General features: G+C 73.1%; 13 protein-coding genes. 7 read left to right on the top strand and 6 right to left on the bottom strand.

All coding sequences use genetic code 11. The annotated features are described in order from the left end of the window. Positions 1-40 precede the first annotated feature (40 nt). Positions 41-832, bottom strand: coding sequence for a glutamate racemase (locus tag OO67_RS28915; protein WP_033304717.1), 792 nt, complete (start codon positions 830-832; stop codon positions 41-43). A 58-nt stretch (positions 833-890) separates the two neighbouring features. Between OO67_RS28915 and OO67_RS28910 the strand changes: the two genes are divergently transcribed. Further along, positions 891-2,072, top strand: a complete 1,182-nt coding sequence (locus OO67_RS28910; protein WP_033304716.1) for a glycosyltransferase — start codon at positions 891-893, stop codon at positions 2,070-2,072. Between the two features lie 40 nt (positions 2,073-2,112). Here the strand turns inward: OO67_RS28910 and OO67_RS28905 are convergent, their stop codons facing one another. Both OO67_RS28905 and OO67_RS28900 read right to left on the bottom strand, forming a co-directional pair. Then, entirely contained in the window at positions 2,113-3,399 is a 1,287-nt protein-coding gene (locus OO67_RS28905) for a TerD family protein (protein WP_051709961.1), read from the bottom strand. Positions 3,400-3,638: 239 nt separating this feature from the next. Then, positions 3,639-4,232 (bottom strand): DUF6328 family protein, encoded by a 594-nt coding sequence (locus OO67_RS28900; RefSeq protein WP_033304714.1) that lies wholly within the window; start codon positions 4,230-4,232, stop codon positions 3,639-3,641. 416 nt (positions 4,233-4,648) lie between these two features. Here OO67_RS28900 and OO67_RS28895 point away from each other — a divergent pair, with 416 nt between their 5' ends. Further along, complete coding sequence (locus OO67_RS28895) at positions 4,649-5,224, top strand: TetR/AcrR family transcriptional regulator (protein WP_033304713.1); 576 nt, start codon at positions 4,649-4,651, stop codon at positions 5,222-5,224. 251 nt (positions 5,225-5,475) lie between these two features. Further along, complete coding sequence (locus OO67_RS28890; RefSeq protein WP_033304712.1) at positions 5,476-6,090, top strand: DUF4865 family protein; 615 nt, start codon at positions 5,476-5,478, stop codon at positions 6,088-6,090. 127 nt (positions 6,091-6,217) lie between these two features. Here OO67_RS28890 and OO67_RS28885 read toward each other — a convergent pair whose 3' ends face one another. The 3 genes from OO67_RS28885 to OO67_RS38770 all read right to left on the bottom strand — a co-directional run bounded on the left by OO67_RS28885 (position 6,218) and on the right by OO67_RS38770 (position 11,131). Beyond that, the gene (locus tag OO67_RS28885) at positions 6,218-7,570 is read right to left on the bottom strand and encodes a lanthionine synthetase C family protein (protein WP_051709958.1); all 1,353 of its coding nucleotides are present in this window, start codon (positions 7,568-7,570) and stop codon (positions 6,218-6,220) included. Beyond that, positions 7,567-10,863 (bottom strand): lantibiotic dehydratase, encoded by a 3,297-nt coding sequence (locus OO67_RS28880; RefSeq protein WP_033304711.1) that lies wholly within the window; start codon positions 10,861-10,863, stop codon positions 7,567-7,569. Before OO67_RS28880 ends, OO67_RS28885 begins: the two co-directional genes overlap by 4 nt. A gap of 121 nt (positions 10,864-10,984) precedes the next feature. Further along, positions 10,985-11,131 (bottom strand): hypothetical protein, encoded by a 147-nt coding sequence (locus tag OO67_RS38770; RefSeq protein ID WP_157841745.1) that lies wholly within the window; start codon positions 11,129-11,131, stop codon positions 10,985-10,987. 248 nt (positions 11,132-11,379) lie between these two features. On the opposite strand from OO67_RS38770, the gene OO67_RS28875 reads away from it, so the two are divergent. From OO67_RS28875 to OO67_RS38765, 4 genes are all read left to right on the top strand, one after another. Continuing rightward, the gene (locus OO67_RS28875; protein ID WP_033304710.1) at positions 11,380-13,263 is read left to right on the top strand and encodes an HAD-IIIC family phosphatase; all 1,884 of its coding nucleotides are present in this window, start codon (positions 11,380-11,382) and stop codon (positions 13,261-13,263) included. Beyond that, a complete protein-coding gene (locus OO67_RS28870; protein ID WP_033304709.1) occupies positions 13,260-13,496 on the top strand; it encodes an acyl carrier protein in 237 nt (78 codons plus the stop codon). The genes OO67_RS28875 and OO67_RS28870 overlap by 4 nt, the downstream gene beginning before the upstream one ends. Beyond that, positions 13,493-14,341: a thioesterase II family protein gene (locus OO67_RS28865; RefSeq protein ID WP_051709955.1), complete on the top strand. Its 849-nt coding sequence runs from the start codon at positions 13,493-13,495 to the stop codon at positions 14,339-14,341. Before OO67_RS28870 ends, OO67_RS28865 begins: the two co-directional genes overlap by 4 nt. Before the next feature lie 139 nt (positions 14,342-14,480). Next, a partial coding sequence (locus OO67_RS38765) for a type I polyketide synthase (protein ID WP_157841744.1) occupies positions 14,481-17,669 on the top strand: 3,189 nt, incomplete at its 3' end.

The raw sequence follows: 17,669 nt of genomic DNA, 5'->3' as shown, positions 1-17,669 counted from the left end.
CGAGGAGGGGTGCGTGGGCCCGGCGAGGCCCCGCGAACGGTCAGATCACAGGGGTGACGGCCTTGAGCAGCAGGCCCTCTGCGTAGGCCAGAGCGGGTTCTGTCAGATCAGCGGTCTGCCCGCCGAGGAGAACGGTAAGGGTGCCGACCGGTTCGGCCGACGGAGCGGGGACCGCCCCGATACGGCGCAGCGCCTGGGCGGCCACGGCCTCGGCGGAGCCGTGCAGCACGAGCGGGGGGCGGCCGGGCCGGTCGCGCTCGACCGCGGCACGGATGCGTTCGGCCACCAGCTCGTAGTGGGTGCAGCCGAGGACGACGTCCGTGACACCGGCCGGGGTGAGGGCTGCGGCAGCGTCCACCGCGCGGTCGATCGCCTCCTCGTCGGCGTGCTCCACCGCGTCGGCGAGCCCCGGGCAGGGCACTTCCGTCACGTCCACAGCCCGCGCGAACTCGCCGATCAGCCCACGCTGGTACGGGCTTCCGGTGGTCGCGGGAGTGGCCCAGATGGCGAAGGGGCCGCCGCCCGCGGCCGCCGGCTTGATCGCGGGCACCGTGCCGATGACCGGCAGCCCGGGCTCCAGCTCGGCCCGCAGGGTGGGCAGGGCGTGGACGGACGCGGTGTTGCAGGCGATGATCAGCGCGTCCGGCCGGTGGGCGGCGGCCGCCTGCGCCACGGAGAGGGCGCGACGGGTCACGTCCTCGGGCGTGCGGGGCCCCCAGGGCATCGAACCGGGGTCCGAGGACAGCACCAGATCAGCGTCCGGCCGCATTCGGCGTACCGCGGCCGCTGCCGCGAGCAGGCCGATTCCCGAGTCCATGAGTGCGATCTTCACCCGGTCACCATAGTCGACCGCCCTTGCGGCGCCGCTGGAGTGGGGCACACTTCGACGGATGAGCGCCGTTGCCTGGATCGCCGTGGGTTCACTGATCGTGTGGGTGTGGCTGTTGCTCGGCCAGGGCTTCTTCTGGCGGACCGACCAGCGGCTCCCGGCTCGCCGGGACCCGGCGCGCTGGCCCTCGGTGGCCGTGGTCGTGCCCGCGCGGGACGAGGCCGAGGTCCTGCCGATGAGCCTGCCGTCACTGCTCGCCCAGGACTATCCGGGTGATGCGGAGGTCTACCTGGTCGACGACTGCAGCGGCGACGGCACCGGTGAGCTCGCCCGGGCGCTGTCCGAACGGTGCGGCGGACTGCCACTGACCGTGGTGACGCCCGGTGAGCCCGAGCCGGGCTGGACGGGCAAACTCTGGGCGCTGCGGCACGGGATGGCGCTGGCCCGGCAGCGTAAGCCCGAATTCCTGCTGCTGACGGACGCCGACATCGCTCATGAGCCGGACAGCTTGCGAGAACTCGTCGCCGCGGCCGGGACCGAGGGCGCGGACGGTTTCGACCTGGTCTCGCAGATGGCCAGGTTGCGGGTGACCAGCACCTGGGAGCGGCTGGTCGTGCCGGCCTTCGTCTACTTCTTCGGGCAGCTCTACCCCTTCCGCCGGATCAACGGAGGGGAATCGCGGACGGCCGCGGCGGCGGGCGGCTGTGTGCTGCTCCGTGCCGGAGCAGCCGAGCGGGCGCGGATCCCCGAGTCCATCCGCCAGGCGGTGATCGACGACGTCTCCCTGGCGCGCGCGGTGCGGCGCAGCGGCGGCCGTATCTGGCTGGGACTCGCCGACCGGGTGGACAGCGTGCGCCCCTACCCGCGGCTGGCGGACCTCTGGCACATGGTCGCGCGGAGTGCGTACGCGCAACTGCGGCACAGCCCGATCCTGCTCGCCGGCACGGTCCTCGGTCTCGGCCTCGTCTATGTCGCGCCGCCCGCCACTCTGTGCGCCGGGCTGCTGACGGGCGATGCGACGGCCGCGGTCGCGGGCGGGGCGGCCTGGGCGGTGATGGCCGGGACCTACATGCCCATGCTCGGCTACTACCGGCAGTCGCTGTGGCTGGCCCCGCTGCTGCCCTTCACCGCGGTCCTCTACCTCCTGATGACGGTGGACTCCGCGGTTCAGCACCACCGGGGGCTCGGTGCGGCCTGGAAGGGGCGAACGTACGCCCGCCCCGAGGCCGCACCGGAACCCTGAGCCGCGGCCGGCCCGGGCGGCCACGGTCACCGCTGCCGCCTCACTTGCGTCCGGGTGTCCAGTTCATGCCCCACCCGTATGCGGCGTCGATGGTCCGCTGAGGGCTGACCCCACGCTGGGGGACGAGGTAGCGCGCCTCGCGCTGCACGGTGAGGTCTCCCCCGTTGCGCGTGATCAGCGCGAGCGCGCACACGGTGGAGGGCACGGTGCACTCGTCGAGGGAGAAGTCGATCGCCGCACCGTTCTGCGGCTGGAGTGTGACCGTGGCATGCAGATCTGCGAAACTCCGGGCGCCTTCGTAGACGGTGACGAAGATCAGCACACGACGCAGCCGGTCCTTGTGGTCGAGGTTGACCGTGAGGTTCTCGCCGGTGGAGAGCGCGCCGGTACGGTCGTCTCCGTCGAGGTGGATGTACGGCGGCTGCCGGAGCGAACCGAAGGCGTTCCCGAGCGCCTGCACGACTCCCTTGCTCCCGTCGGTGAGTTCGTACAGTGCGCACAGATCGAGATCCAGGTCGGCGTGCATGGCGACGGCCCTGCCGAGCTTCGCACCCCAGCCCTTGAACTGCTTGCGCACCTCCCAGTTGAGATTGACGCGCAGCGCACCGGAGGTGCCGCCCTGTTTCGACAGCGACACCGAGGGGGCTTCCTTCGTCAGCGTGACCTTGGTCAGCCTCACGGCCTGTACGACAGGGGGTGCGGGCGGCGGAGTGGGAGCGGTCCGCGGGGCGGCGGGGCGTGCGGAGGGCTGAGGAGCCGCCGGCGACCGCTGGGACGGCGGCGCCTGCCGCGGTTCGTCGACGGAGATACCGAAGTCCGTCGCGAGACCTGCCAGCCCCGTGTCGTACCCCTGTCCCACAGCCCTGAATTTCCAGGCGCCCTGGCGCAGGTAGAGCTCACCGAGGATGAACGCGGTCTCGACGGTCGCGTCCGCGCTCTCGAAGCGCGCGATCTCGGAGCCGTTCGCCGGGTCCACGATTCTCACGTAGAGGCCGGTCACCCGTCCGAAGGTGCCGCCGTCGGCGGAGGCCGCGACGACGACACGGTCGACCGTGGGCTCCATCCGCGCGAAATCGACGGCGAGGGTGTCCGTGACGGCGCCGCCGGTCGTCTGCTTGCCCTCGTGGCGCACCGCGCCGGAGCGGTGCGCCGGTTGGTTGTAGAAGACGAAGTCCGCGTCGCTGCGCACCTTTCCCGACACGAGGAGGAGCGCCGAGGCATCCACGTCGGGTGCCCCGGGAGAGGCACGCCAGCCCAGTTCGACCCGCACGGCCGGAGCCGGCACCGGGACATTGGTTCCCTTTTGCATGGTCATGCTCGCCCCCATCACGAGTCCGGCTGCCCGGAGCGTTTCCGACAACCTATTCCCCGGCCCGCCGGGTAGCCCACAGCCCTGACGGGTCAGCTGCCGGCGATCCACCGACAGGCCCTCGTGACCTCGCTCCGAACACGATCACAGCACCCCCCGGCGCCGCATTTCGCCGAGTTCGGCAGCGTTAGCGGATTCTGATACGCAGACAGGGGCGCCACCCGCAGGTCCGGAGGCACGTCCGCCCGGACGCTGTCCTACTTCTTGGTCACGTGGGTCGTGCGGGTCACGCGCCGCGAGTGCGGACGCCGGGCGCCCCGGCGGCGCAGCCGCAGAGGGAGGACGTACCAGCACAGACAGAACCAGAGCATGACGCTGCCGACCAGGACCACCGCGAGCGGGCCCGGCACCACCACGTGAAGGATGAGCAGGAGGGTGCATCCGATGGTGAGGGCCAGCAGCACCATCCCGCAGATCATCAGCCTGCCGGCGGCCTCGACCACCTCGTCCTTCATGCGCTGCCCGGACAGGAAGCGGTGGATGGACACCGGGGCTATCAGCGAGGCGGTGGCCGTCGCCCCGAGCACGACGGTCGTGACGTAGACGGCGCGCTCGAACGTGCCCAGGTCCTGGAACAGAGGTGTGAAGGCCACACTCAGCAGGAAGCCGAACAGGATCTGCACACCCGTCTGGGCAACCCGCGTCTCCTGGAGGAGCTCGTTCCACCGGCGGTTGACCCGCTCCCGAGCAGTCTCCGGACGTTCCGGCTCGGAGCCCGTCTCTGCTGACGCGCAGGCAACGCAGAGCTTCTCCCCCGTCCCCGGGCCGGTCCGCTGCTCAGTCATGGTCATGTTTCCTCCAAGTGCTGGACCCGTCGGATTCCCGCGATGGGAGCCTTTATGCGGGCCGGGCCCGGAGCCGCACCGGTGTCGCCGTGGACGGCGCGTCCCCTCCGGAGCCGCAGGTCAAGCGGGGGGTGCGCCCGCCCCCCGGCCTGGCGTCGAAGCAAGAGGTCGGGGTCCGCCATGACGGAGAGCCATGTGCCGGGCGTCAGGGGCGGAGTGGGCCGGCCGGCGTGTCTTCCGTACGCACGGTGTGGCGGGCCCGCCGTGCACACCCACCCCGGTCGGTGTGATGCTCCAGGGCACGCGACCGGACACACAGGAGGCCGGGCTTCTTCGACGGGGCGGCTGTCCGAACGGAGGAAGGTCCCGGCTGGTCGAGCGGCAGCGAACTTCTGTACCTACCAGTATGTACACTAGGTGGCATGAGTACTGCGGACCGCCTCATCGAGAGCACTCGGGAACTGCTGTGGGAACGCGGCTACACCGGCACGAGTCCCAAGGCCATCCAGCAGCGGGCCGGAGCCGGGCAGGGCAGCATGTACCACCACTTCGCGGGCAAACCGGATCTGGCGCTCGCCGCGATCAGTCGCACGGTCGAGGAGATGCGGGCCGCGGCGGAGACACAGTTCTCCGCGCCCGGGACCGCCGTCGAGCGGATCACCGCGTACCTGCGCCGCGAGCGGGAGGTGCTCAAGGGCTGCCCGGTGGGGCGCCTCACCCAGGACCCGGACGTCATGGCCGACCCGACGCTCCGGGCACCGGTCGAGGAGTCTTTCGCCTGGCTGTGCGATCGCCTCGCGGGAATCCTGGCCGAGGGACGCGAGTCCGGCGAACTGGATGCCGCGCTGGACGCACGAGCCACCGCCGCGACGGTGGTCGCGGTCGTGCAGGGCGGCTATGTGCTGGCCCGCGCCGTCGACTCCGTGGCCCCGTTCGACCAGGCGATCACCGGTGTGCTGAGCCTGCTGTCCGCACACGCGTCAACCGCCCGCGGGTAGAGGGGACCCGGGGCCTCCGTGCGCGTGTCACGCGTTCCACGGTCCGCCGCCCGGAGCAGACCGGCTGCGCCCCGTGGATCGGACGGAAAGCCGAGGGTCCTCCGCCCGTCCGGGTCGAGGACGTCCACTTCGTGCCCGGGTCCGCACCGGGTGGCACCGCCTTCTCGGGGCCGGGCACCGCACGCACCACGCACCTCGTCCATTCACCACCGTCGGCTCTTCGGCGGTCCATCGGGAAAGGCAGCCCCTTCGTGTACGCCAAGCAGTACGAGATCACCCTGCCCGCCGACTACGACATGCAGGTCATCCGCACGCGAGTGGCCGACGGCGGGCATGTGCTCGACGACCGCGCCGGACTGGGGCTGAAGGCGTACGTCATCCGCGAACGCGGCGTGGACGGCTCGCCGGTCAACGAGTACGCACCCTTCTACCTCTGGAACGACACCGGTGCGATGGCCCACTTCCTGGTCGGCGGCGGAGGGTTCCAGAACATCATCCGGGACTTCGGGCGTCCGGCCGCACGTCACTGGACCGGCATCGCCTGCCACGCCGGACGCGCCCGCGCGACGTCCCCCCGGACGGCCTCGCGTCGCCTCACCCCGATTCCCGCCGGCTCCGACCCCGACGGCACCGGGCTGGGCCTGACCGCGCTGATCGGACGGGAAGTCGAGGAGCTTCGCCGGATCGCCCACCGGAAGGACGTGCACACCGTCGCCCTGGGCCTCGACCCGCACGACTGGCAGTTGATGCGGTTCGTCCTGTGGGCGGACGGAGCAGACCCTGACGAGGAAGCCACCGAGCGATACGAGGTGCTGCACCTGTCCGCACCCGGACTGCCCGACCTGCCGGAAGGGCATGACTGGTAGGGCCTGCGGCACCCGAGAACGCCGGCAGCGGTGGCCGATCCGCAGTCCGTACCGGTCCGCCGACGTGCGGGAGGGCCCGTCGTGGCACGCGTTGGATGCCGTTCGAGACGAGAACGGCATCGGCCGGTCACGAGGTCAGGAAGACCGCGTCCCATTGCGTGCGCGGCGATTCCCGTGCGGCCGCGTCGCGGGTCCTCGCATACGTGAGGAGGGCCAACGCCACCCCGGCCGCGCCGTCGATGAGGGCGGGACTCTCCAGCATGACCGGGCCGGTGGAGGTGCGGACCAGCTGGTGGTAGCCGAAGGCGGAGCCGGCGTCGTACAGGGCGGTCAGCCCCACCGCCAGGCGGTCGGCGCCGCGCCACAGTTCCGCGTCGCCCGTCCGCGCCGCCAGACGGACCCCGGCGTGCAGGACGCCCGCGAGACCGTGGCAGAAACCCGGGTCGCCTCGGACGAGTTCGGATACCGGCCGGCGCAGGAGGGCGGACAGCGCGGACACGGCCAGCTGCGAGGTCGCCTCGTCGTCGAGCGCCGTGCCGGCCAGGTGGAGGGCACCCGCGATCCCGGAGGTGCCGTAACACCAGCCTGCCCGCGCGGCCGTGTTCCGGACGGGCGAGACTTCGCCGGTCTCCTCGTCGAAGGCCACCCGCGCGGGCCAGGACACGCCGCCCCGCCCGTCGTCGTACGCGTGACCTCGCAGCCATTCGGTGAGCCTCCGGACCGCGTCCAGGGTGCCGGGCACCCGGTGGCCGGCCCGGTGCGCCAGCGACAGCAGCGCGAGCGGGCCGCAGACGCCGTGGGCGACGCCCACATTGAAGTCACCGCGCGGGTAGGCGGTGCGGTCCTGGGGAACCGGATAGCGGTCCGGCGCGCACCACCATCCGGGGACGTCCACGCCGTGCACCCGTGACGGCCGGGTGAGCTCGATCAGCAGGGCGAGGATCTCCGTCAGCGCGTCCGCCGCCCGTTCGTCGCCCCGGGCCGCCACGGCCAGCAGCGTCCTGCCCTGGCCGGTGAGGCCCGCGACGACGTCGTAGTCGAGGTAGGAAAGCCCTGCGTCACGGCGGTCCCGGAGGGCGGCGACGCGTGCGCGGCTGTGGTCGGCGAGTACGCCGGTGCTCCGGTCCAGCAGCCGTGCGTACCCGCCGGTGCCCTCGGCCCGTACCAGAGCGGGCAGAACGAGGTTCCCGACGGCCGCCGGCCCTGCCTGTGGGGCCGTGGCGGCGGCGGCGGCCAGATGCGCGTGGGCAGGCTCGGACCACTGTTCGTCGTCCTCCGCGCAGACGGCGTGCAGCAGGCCCACGCCCGGGTGGCCGAGGAGCACGGACGCCGGCTGCCAGCCGGGCAGCATCAGGTCGGCGGGCACCTCGGCGAACGCGTCGGCCGTGATCCGGGCGACCCGGGCGGGGTCGCGGAGCCGCTCCGCCACGGTGTGAGCGGTCTCCAGCGCCGCGACCCGGGCGTCGTGGACGGGATTCATCGGCCGTGCCTCTTCCTGCTGAGACTGAGAGCGAGACCCTCGCGGGCCGTCACATGGGCGAGGATCTCCTCCTCGCGGCGGGGACCGAGGAGCCTGTTGCAGTGCATGTGGGCGAGGCTCATCGCGACCGCGGCCCGCCTGTCTCCCGACCCCCCGGTTCCGGCCGGGCCGGGGGCCAGGATCTCGCGCAGTGCTGCCAGCGCGGCACTGCGCCCGGCCGACGGGGCGGCGGGTCCGGGCGCTCGCGCCGGGGCGCGGCCGCCCGCGGGGCGCCCGTCCAGCCGGTCCGCGACCGCCTCCTTCGTAGCGCGCGCCACCTCGGAGCGGCGGGCGAGGAACCGGGGGTCGCCGAGCCAGCGGAGGGTCTCCTGCGGGGTGCCCAGCCCGGTGAGGAGGTCGAGTATCCCGAGCGCCGCCCGGGTGACCGGCGGGACGGCGGGGTCGGCGGGCGCGGCGAGTTGTGCGAGGACGACGGCGCTGTCGGTGTGGAAGACCCGCTCGGCGTGCTCGATGGCAGCCGGTCCGCCGTAGCGCTCGATCTCGGGGTCGTACGTGTCCAGCACCAGCCGGTCGGTGAGCCCTGCCTCCCGCAGTTCCTCGGCCCATTCCCGTACGGCAGGCAGCAGCACCGGCCACAGGCTCTCCGGCTTGCCGTGGAAACGCAGGCGCAGGTGTGCGTCGGGGTCGGCATAACGCAGGAAGAACCATCGGTCGGCGCCTGCCGCGCGCAGTACCGGGGAATCGACGAGCCGCGCCAGGTGCCGGCCGAGGACCTGCTGGTGCAGGGCGTCGGGGACGTACACCTTGGCGTACAGCCACTCGCCCCCGGGCAGAGCCGCCCACCGTGCGCGGTCCGGCCCACCGGCGGCCGTCGTGCCCACCGGTGCCGGGGAGGCGTTGGGGGCTGGGGTGGCCGCCCCCGGGGCTGCCGCCGGCGCCGGGGGCACCGTGGTGGCCGGGTGCCGGGCGAAGAGGGGGAAGACCAGTTCGCAGGCGTGCGGGCCGCCGGCGTCGGCGAACCAGCCGGCTCCTTCGGGGCCGCCGTACCACTCGGTGATCACCAGGCCCTGGGGCCGCTTCACCTCGTCGTGCAGAACCAGGAGATGGAGCGGATCGTCGAGGTCGACGGTCACCCGGTTGTCCACCCGTGTGAGCAGTGTGTAGCGGGGAACACACCGGCGCCGGCGCCATGCGGCGACCGCGGCGCGCCAGCCCGGACCGGTGCCGTCGGATTCCGCGGCACCCTCTCGGAGCGTGCGGTCCGGGAGCCAGCGGGCGGGTGCCAGCACCGTGCGGCCCGTACGGACCCGGGGCAGTGCGGGCGCGGAGGCCCAGGATCCCCAGTTCCAGGGAGTGCACCAGTCCTGGCCCTCGTAGCCGAGGTCGAGCAGGAAGCGTGCCACGTACGGGAGATGACCGCTGCCGGGGTTCAGCATGGAGTACGAGACCGGTCGTACCGGGCGGCCGGTCGGTGTGTGCACGACCCGCAGGCGGTCCAGGTCCGCCTGGACGGCGAGGTCCTCGGGACACAGGTCCGTGACACCGTCGCGGGCGGCCCGCGGGACGCCCAGCGGAATGCGGTACGGGAGCCACTGGGGCACGGTGGCCACGTTCGCGGAGCGGGCCACCCGGGGACGGTAGGCCACCGTGGCCGTCACCTCCCCGGCCGCCGCCACGGCGTGGGCCGCTTCCTCGGCGCGCGCGACCACCGCGCCGACCGGCCCGGTGTCCCCGCCCAGGAGCGGTGCGAAGCGGCCGAAGGTGGCACCGGCGCGGGGGGAGCCCGGGTTCGCGCCGAGGACGAGGCTGAACTCCCCTGCGCACAGCGCTTCCCAGCTGCCGGCGACGAGCTCGGCGCCCAGTTCCAGGGACGCCGGGACTCGGCGGGGGGAACCCGGGCCGCCGGCCCCGTCCCCCCTGCCCGCAAGGTCAGCTCCGCCGGGCGGAGCGGGCCTGGCGGGCCCGGTGGCCACCGTGGCGTCGAGGGCGTTCAAGGTCTCCTCGTCGAGCACGACTTCGCCGACGCCCGTGTGCGGCCGGGCGCCGTGCACCAGCTCCCCGAGGAACTGGTCACGGCGCCGGTCCGCGTCCGTCGGCGCGGTCGGCGCGCCGTCCGCGCCGACGGGCCCGCGGTAGCTCTCCGGGAGGCCCAGGCCCCGTGCCTCGTCGAGGAGTTCGAGCAACGGCACGGGCCGGTCGGTGCCGTACCGCTCCAGGAAGGCCAGGTGGTACGCCCGCATGTGCGGCATGCCCGACGGGGTGGCCGTCGTCCGCCACAGGGCGGCCGCTGCCCGCGCGGCCTCCCGGGCGACCTCGACGGGCAGGACGAGGCGCGCGTCGAGCCGCAGGTCGGACTGGATCACGTCGTCGGCCCGGCGCAGTTCCCCCATACGGGTGGTGGCCTCGGCGAGCGCCCGGCCCCGGGTGGCGGGCGGGGAGTCGTCCAGGGCGGCGAGTCCGTCGCGTACCGCGACGAGGGCACGGGTCACGGGGTGGCCGGTGCCGGCCAGCCGCTTCAGCACGTGGTCGAGGGGGGCGGTGTGGTCGGGTGCCGGAACCAGGTCGCTCAGGAGGAAACCACTGCCGACCAGTTGTGCCACGGTCCGCTCCACGGTCGTGGCCGGAGCCCCGGGAAACCGGTCGGCCATCGCTTCGGCCAGTTCGTCCCAGGTGACCGGCTCGGCAGCTCGCTCGAGGACGTACGCCACGACTGCGGTGAGCCGTACCGAGTGTGCCAGTTGCCGCTTCCCGGACGGGTCGTGGTGGTCCACGAGGACCACGCGGCCGTCCCGGACGGTGCGCAGCGGGTTGGCGGTCAGGGCCGCGCGCTCCCGGAGGCCGGGGGTGGTGACCACTTCGTCCTCGAGGACGCCGTGCAGCCAGGCCGCGTCGGGGCGGCTCAGGCTCCGGTGCGCGCCGCCCAGCTCCCTTACGGGCGCCGGGCCCGTACCTGCCAGGGCGGCACCTGCGAAGAGTCCGAAAGGGGTGGGCCGATACGTCATCCGAAGGTGGTACTTGGTCAGGGAGACGAGCACCCGGTTCAGTCGCCTGCGCTTGAGCGGGACGCCCGTCCGCACCTTCTCCACCTCGTCGGCCAGGCTGGGGCTGGCCAGTCGGACAGCGGCCAGGAACGCGGGGTCCGCCGCGAGCCGTCCCACCTCGGTCCTCAACGCCGTCTCGGAGGTGGGACCGGTGGGCGGTCCCACGGGTGCGCCGGCCGCGGGCGGCATGCGGGAAGCCGCGGCGCGCAGCAGCACCACATCGGCGGCGTCGAAGATGTCGCTGTCCGTCACGTGTCCGTCCCCGGTCCGTTCTGTGCGTGGTGGTGGCATGGGTGCGCCGGGCGGCACAGCCGGTCAGGGCCGCGCCGCCCGGCGCCCGGTCAGCGGGTCAGCCGATCGGCCTCACGGGCGATCAGCAGTGCCAGGAGGTGACCGGGCAGGAGAGACAGGTGCCGGTGCCCGTGAAGGACTTGGCCTCCATCGCGGGCGAATCCTGGATCACGACCTCCAGGTCCAGGTCGAGGTCGAAATCCGTCTCTGCGGTGAGGGCTGTTGTCATGCTGTTCCTCCGTGGAATCGCGGTCGCTGCGGTGGCCGGGTCCGCCGGTCACCGATCACGCCGTGGTGCGGAGGAAGATCTAGGGGGGCCTTCCAAACCGCCCCTTAAGGGGCCCTAATTCCCGGGGCCGAAGGGCCCCGCCGCCCCTGTGCCTCCCGCGTCTCCGGGCTCTAGGCGGCTGTTAGGGCCGCTTTAGACGGCTCGCCAAGCATGGCCGCGTCGTACCCGACGCACGGGGAGAGCTGGGAATGGTCGAGAAGACGGACGACACACTGCGGTCGCTCCACGAGCGGGGCCGTGTGGCCGCCGAGTATCCGCGGGTGCGGGGCCTGGTCCGCGGGGCCGGCGTCGCCGAGACACGCTGGGCCGGGAACCTGCTGGCCCGCATCGGCGCGGACGCCGTACTCGCCGAACACCCCGACACCCCGGTCGTGTCGGTGGCCTTCACCGGCCACAGCACCGTGTCCGGACTGGTCGCGCCGGTCACGGCCGAGCTGGCGCGCCACGGTCTGCTGCTCCGCCCGCACGTGTCCGACTTCGACGGCTACGTCTTCGACCTGTCGGACACCGCGAGCGAGCTGTACTCGGCGAAGCCGGACGCGGTGGTGTGCCTGCTGGACGCCTCCGTGGTCTTCGACGAGGTGCCTGTGCCCTGGGAGCCGGAGGACGTGCGCCGGATCTTCGACGAGAAGCTGACGCTGCTCGACGGTCTCGCGACGTCCTTCGCCGGCGCGGGACAGGGAACGCTGGTGTTCAACACCCTGCCGCTGCCGCGCGAGTGGACGGCGCAGCTGATCGGCGTACGCGACCGGGCCCGGCTCGGGGCGGTGTGGCGGGAGGCCAACGCGCGCCTGCTCCGCCTGATGGACCGCCATCCCGCCCTGACCGTGCTCGACTTCGACCCGCTGCTCGGAGCGGACCTGCCGCTCCGTGACGACCGGCTCGGCGTCTACACGCACACGGAGTTCTCGCCCGAGGCGCACGCGGCCTATGCGCGCGACGTGGCCCACCTGCTCCGCGCGGCCACCGGCCGCGCGAAGAAGTGCCTGGTCCTCGACCTGGACAACACCGTGTGGGGCGGAATCCTCGGGGACGACGGGATCGAGGGCATCGAGGTCGCCGGTTCCTACCGGGGCGAGGCGTTCCGCCGACTGCAGCGGACCGCCCGCCAGGTCGCCTCACAGGGGGTGCTGCTCGCCGCGGTCAGCAAGAACGACCTGGATCCGGTGCGTGAGGTACTGCGGTCGCACCCCGACATGACGCTACGCGAGGACGACTTCGTCCGGGTCGTCGCCAACTGGCGTCCCAAGCACGACAATCTGCGCGAGCTGGCCGCCGAACTCAATCTCGGGGTGGACAGTTTCGTGTTCGCGGACGACAGTCCGTACGAGTGCGGGCTCGTCGTCCGCGAACTCCCGGACGTCGCCGTGGTGGCACTGGACGAGGAGCCGGCACTGCACGTCGAAAAGCTGCTGCGGGACGGCTGGTTCGACGTACGGGACATCACCGTGGACGATCTGAAGCGTCCCGAGCGGTACCGGGAGGAGCTGGACCGCAAGGACTTCCTGCACGGCTTCTCCTCGCTCGACGACTACCTGCGCGAACTGGACGTCCAGGTGCGCTTCGCCGACGCCTCTCCGGCGGAGCTGGCCCGGGTTTCCCAACTGACGCTGCGGACAAACCAGTTCAACCTGACGACGGAGCGTCTCCAGCAGTCCGAGGTGGCCGAGCGGGCCGCCGCTCCAGGTTCCCTGGTCCTCACCATCCGCTCCGGCGACCGGTTCGGCGACAACGGCGTCGTCGGCGCCGTCCTCGCCCACCGCGAGGGCGACGAACTCGTCATCGACAACTTCCTGCTCAGCTGCCGGGTGTTCGCCCGCGGCATCGAGCAGGCCTGTCTGTCGGCCGTCCTCGGCCACGCCCGGGACCAGGGCCTGCGCTCGGTCCGTGCCGGTTACCGGCCGTCGGCCAAGAACGGCAAGGTCCAGGACTTCTACCCCGGCAACGGCTTCCGGCCGGCCGGCGGCGGCACCGACGGTGCCCCCACCCTCTACCGCCATGACCTGGCGGAGATCCCCGCGCCGCCGGATCACATCCGGCTGACCCTGAGCCTGGGAGGGCTGCACCAGTGAAGAGCCTCGACGACTTCCTCTCCCTCGTCCACTCCGAGACAGGTCTGTCGCTCACACCCAGCACGGTGGGCGCCGATTTCGACGAACTGCCCGGCTGGGACTCGCTTCTCCTGCTGACCCTGCTCACCGCGATCGAACGGGAGACCGGACGAAGAGTGCCGATGGCGCAGGTTCTGGAGTCGACCAGCCTGCGCGACATCTACGCGCTCACGGCGCAGACGGTCGAGCCATGAGCACCCCGGCGGATCCGGCCGCCGGGGGCCCGGGTGGCCCGCGCGGCCGCCGGCCGGGCGAGACCACCGCGGGTGGCACCCCCTCGCCGTATCTGCTGCCCCGGCAGGCGGATCCGGCCGGCGCGCCGCTGCGGCTGTTCTGCTTCCACCACGCGGGTGGGTCGGCCTCCTCGTTCTCCGGCTGGCAGCCGCGCCTGGGCGGCGGTGTCACGGTCGTACCGGTGCAGCTGCCCGGCAGGGAGCACCGGGCCCGCGAGCCCCGGCTGCACGACTTCGCTCGGCTCCTCGACGAACTGGACGAGGCGCTCGACCCGCTGATGGACGCGCCCTACGCCTTCTACGGGCACAGCATGGGCGGCATCGTCGCCTACGAGATGGCCCGGCGGCGGTTCGCCCAGGGCCGGACACCGCCCCGCCAGCTGCTGGTCGGAGCCTGCCCGCCACCGCACGCGCCTCGCGGCGACATCGCGCCCGACCGGGTCACGGACGAGGAACTCACGGCCTGGATGACCGGTCTGGGCGGGCTGCCGGAGCTCGTGCTGCGCTATCCGGAGTGGCTCCGGCTCGCCGTCGCCGTACTCCGGGACGACCTGCGCCTGGCGCACGGCCGCGCGCCCGGCCCCGGCCCCGGGGAGGAGCCGCTGCCGGTCCCGATCCGGGTGTTCGCCGGGTCGAGCGACCCGCTGGTGACGCCCGGGCTGGCTGCCGGATGGGCGCGCCACACCTCGGCTGACTTCAGGGTGTTCAACCTGCCCGGCGGGCACTTCTTCCACCGGTCGGCGCCCACGATCATGCTCAGGCTCATCTCCTCGCTGCTCGCCGCCGAGTACGCCGCCCGGTCCTGAGGGCCGCACCGCGACCCCGTCGGGGCGGTGGAGGGCGACGCCCCGCTCCTGCCGCGCCTCGGCGTCCGGCGCTCATCTCCCCTTCGTACGACCTGTTCCACCTGAATCCCGCGCAACCGAAACTCGGAGACGGTAGACGATGACTGCTGCACCCCACCCCGTCGTACTGTGGCCGGTCTCGGCGCCCGGACCGGCCTCGCTGCGGGCGCGTGCCGCCGCCGCGGCGGAGCGGCTCGACGCTCTCCCCGGCCTGACGCCGGCGTCGGCCGCCACAGCGCTGAGGGCCGCCGACGAAGCGGCCGCGTACCGTGCCGTGCTGGTCGGCCGGGACCGCGACGAGCTGCTCGCGGCTCTGCGGGCGGTCGCCGTCGGCCGCGTCGAGGAGGCTGCCGAAGGGCTGCACGAGGGCCGGGTACCGCAGGCGGGCGGCGCGCCGGGCGCCGTCTTCGTCTACCCCGGTTTCGGCGCGCACTGGGACGGAATGGCCGTCGATCTGCTGGACGGCTCCGAGGTGTTCCGGGAGAGCGTCGAGGCCTGCGCCGAGGAGCTGCGCCCGCTGGTGGACTGGGATCTGACCGATGTCCTGCGAGGCGTCGAGGGCGCTCCGCCGCTGGAGTCCGCGGCGGTGGTGATGCCGGCGCTGGTGGCCGTGATGATCTCGCTGACCGCCGAGTGGCGCTCCCGCGGCGTCGAGCCGGTCGCGGTGGTAGGGCACAGCATCGGCGAGATGGCGGCCGCGCACGCCTGCGGGGCGTTGCCCCGGTCCGAGGCGCTACGGATCGCGGCGGTCTGGGGTGCGGCTCTGACCGAGGAGCTCTCGGGCCGCCACGGCATCGTGGCCGTGCTGCTGCCCGCCGAGGAGATGCGGGCGAGGCTGGCTCCGTGGGGTGACCGGCTCGGCCTTGCCGCGGTCAACGGACCGGGTTCGGTGACCGTGTCGGGCGACGAGGACGCGCTGGCCGAGTTGCTGGCCGCACTCGCGGACGAAGGGGTGCGGACCCGGCGGATCCGGGCCGACTTCCCCGTCCACGTCGGCCAGGTGGAAACGATCGCGGACCGGCTGCTCGCGGGACTGCGGACGGTGTGCCCCGCCCCGTCCGGGATCCCGTTCTACTCCTCGGCGCGCGGCGCCCTGCTGGACACCCTGGAGCTGGACGGCCCGTACTGGGCGGGCCAGTTGCGCCGTCCGGTGCTCTTCGAGGCGGCGGTGCGCGCGCTGCTGGCCGACGGCCACACGGCCTTCCTGGAGGCCGGCCCGCACCCGGTGCTCAAGATGGCTGTCGAGGACATCGTCGAGGACGCGGGCCTGGTGGACAGCACCGTGGTGACGGGGTCGCTGGTACGCGACCGGGACGGCGTCCGGGCCATGTCGGCGGCGTTCGCCGAGCTGTGGGCGCACGGCCTGCCCGTCGACCTGGCACGGGCGACCGGCGGCGTGGCGGGGCCCCTGGCCCCCGGGACGAAGGCTGCGGCGGGCGTCAGCGACGACGTGGACGCGGGCACAGCCGGGCCTGTACGGCTGGAGCTTCCCGCCTACGACACCACCGGTGACGCCGCCGGTGCCACCGGCCGGGTGACCGAACTCCGGGCGGAGCTGGACGGGTTGGCACCCACCGAGCGCCTCCGGCGCCTGCATGAAGTCGTACGGGAGCAGACGGCGGGCGTGCTCGGGGCCGCCGCCGGCAGCACGGCCGGATCGCCCGGTGGCACCTTCCGTGACCTCGGCATGGAGTCCTCGGCCGCCGTGGGGCTGCGGAACCGCCTGGCCCAGGCCCTGGGCGTACGCCTGCCGGTGGCCGTCGCCTTCGACCACCCCACGCCGGAGACGCTGGCCACACATCTGCACGCGCTGCTCTACGAGACGGGAACTCCGCGGGAGACCGCACGGCGGGCGCCGGCCGACCCCGGCGAGCCGGTCGCGATCATCGGCATGGCGTGCCGCTACCCCGGCGGGGTCGCCTCGCCCGAGGACTTGTGGCGCCTCGTCACCGAGGGGACCGACGCCATCGGCCCGTTCCCGGACAACCGCGGATGGGACGAGGACCTGTACGACCCCGACCCGGAGGCCGTCGGCAGGTCGACCACCGCACGCGGCGGGTTCCTGCACGGGGCGGGCGAGTTCGACGCGGGCTTCTTCGGGATCAGCCCGCGCGAGGCGACGGCGATGGACCCGCAGCAGCGTCTCCTGCTCGAGACGGCCTGGGAGACGTTCGAGCGGGCCGGCATCGACCCGACATCGCTGCGCGGCAGCGACACCGGCGTCTTCGCCGGCACGTACGGTCTCGAATACGGTCCTCGGCTCGCGGAAGCCACCGAGGGAGTCGACGGCTACCTGTTGACCGGACAGCTCAGCAGCGTCGCCTCCGGCCGCATCGCCTACTCCCTCGGCCTCGAAGGCCCGGCGATCTCCGTGGACACCGCCTGCTCCTCGTCGTTGGTCGCCCTGCACCTGGCAGCGCGGGCTCTGCGGCAGGGGGACTGCTCGCTGGCACTGGCGGGCGGCGCGGCCGTCATGGCGAGCCCTGGCATGTTCGTGGAGTTCAGCCGTCAGCGAGGGCTGTCCCCCGACGGCCGCTGCAAGGCGTTCTCGGCCGAGGCCGACGGAACCGGCTGGAGCGAGGGCGTCGGCCTGCTGCTGGTGGAGCGGCTCTCGGACGCGATACGCAACGGGCACCCGGTGCTGGCGGTGGTCCGGGGTTCGGCCGTCAACCAGGACGGCGCGAGCAACGGTCTCACGGCCCCCAACGGCCCCTCCCAGGAGGCCGTGATCCGCCAGGCCCTGGCGGACGCGGACCTGACGGCAGGTGAGGTCGACGCCGTCGAGGCGCACGGCACGGGCACGCGGCTGGGCGACCCCATCGAGGCGCAGGCCCTGCTCAACACCTACGGCCGGGAGCACGACGCGGAGCGCCCGCTCTGGCTCGGCTCGTTGAAGTCGAACATCGGCCACGCGCAGGCGGCGGCCGGAGTCGGCGGCGTCATCAAGATGGTGATGGCGCTGCGCCACGGCCGGCTGCCGAGGACCCTGCACGCCGAACGGCGCACGGAGCACGTCGACTGGTCGGACGGCACGGTACGTCTGCTGACCGAGGACCGTCCGTGGCTCGCGGACGACACACCGCGCCGTGCGGGTGTGTCCTCCTTCGGGATCAGCGGGACGAACGCGCACGTCGTCATCGAGCAGGCCCCGGACGCACCCGAACCGGCGGAAGCCGAACTCCCCGCTCTCCCCTGGCTGTTGTCGGCGAAGAGCGAAGAGGCACTGCGCGACCAGGCACGGCAGCTGCACGCGTACACCATCGGCCACCCCGACGTTCCGGCCGAGCGG

Source organism: Streptomyces atroolivaceus, assembly GCF_000717025.1.
In the GTDB taxonomy this organism is placed as follows: domain Bacteria; phylum Actinomycetota; class Actinomycetes; order Streptomycetales; family Streptomycetaceae; genus Streptomyces; species Streptomyces atroolivaceus.
The sequence above is the reverse complement of the archived record's forward strand: the minus strand, read 5'-3'. Positions and strand labels throughout refer to the sequence as shown.

What these genes read in the sequence shown, in the direction of transcription:
- OO67_RS28865 (WP_051709955.1), top strand. Translation starts at nt 13,493, where the DNA reads ATGAGCACCCCGGCGGATCCGGCCGCCGGGGGCCCGGGTGGCCCGCGC.
- OO67_RS28910 (WP_033304716.1), top strand. Translation starts at nt 891, where the DNA reads ATGAGCGCCGTTGCCTGGATCGCCGTGGGTTCACTGATCGTGTGGGTG.
- OO67_RS28905 (WP_051709961.1), bottom strand. Translation starts at nt 3,399, where the DNA reads ATGGGGGCGAGCATGACCATGCAAAAGGGAACCAATGTCCCGGTGCCG.
- OO67_RS38770 (WP_157841745.1), bottom strand. Translation starts at nt 11,131, where the DNA reads ATGACAACAGCCCTCACCGCAGAGACGGATTTCGACCTCGACCTGGAC.
- OO67_RS28875 (WP_033304710.1), top strand. Translation starts at nt 11,380, where the DNA reads ATGGTCGAGAAGACGGACGACACACTGCGGTCGCTCCACGAGCGGGGC.
- OO67_RS28895 (WP_033304713.1), top strand. Translation starts at nt 4,649, where the DNA reads ATGAGTACTGCGGACCGCCTCATCGAGAGCACTCGGGAACTGCTGTGG.
- OO67_RS28885 (WP_051709958.1), bottom strand. Translation starts at nt 7,570, where the DNA reads ATGAATCCCGTCCACGACGCCCGGGTCGCGGCGCTGGAGACCGCTCAC.
- OO67_RS28900 (WP_033304714.1), bottom strand. Translation starts at nt 4,232, where the DNA reads ATGACCATGACTGAGCAGCGGACCGGCCCGGGGACGGGGGAGAAGCTC.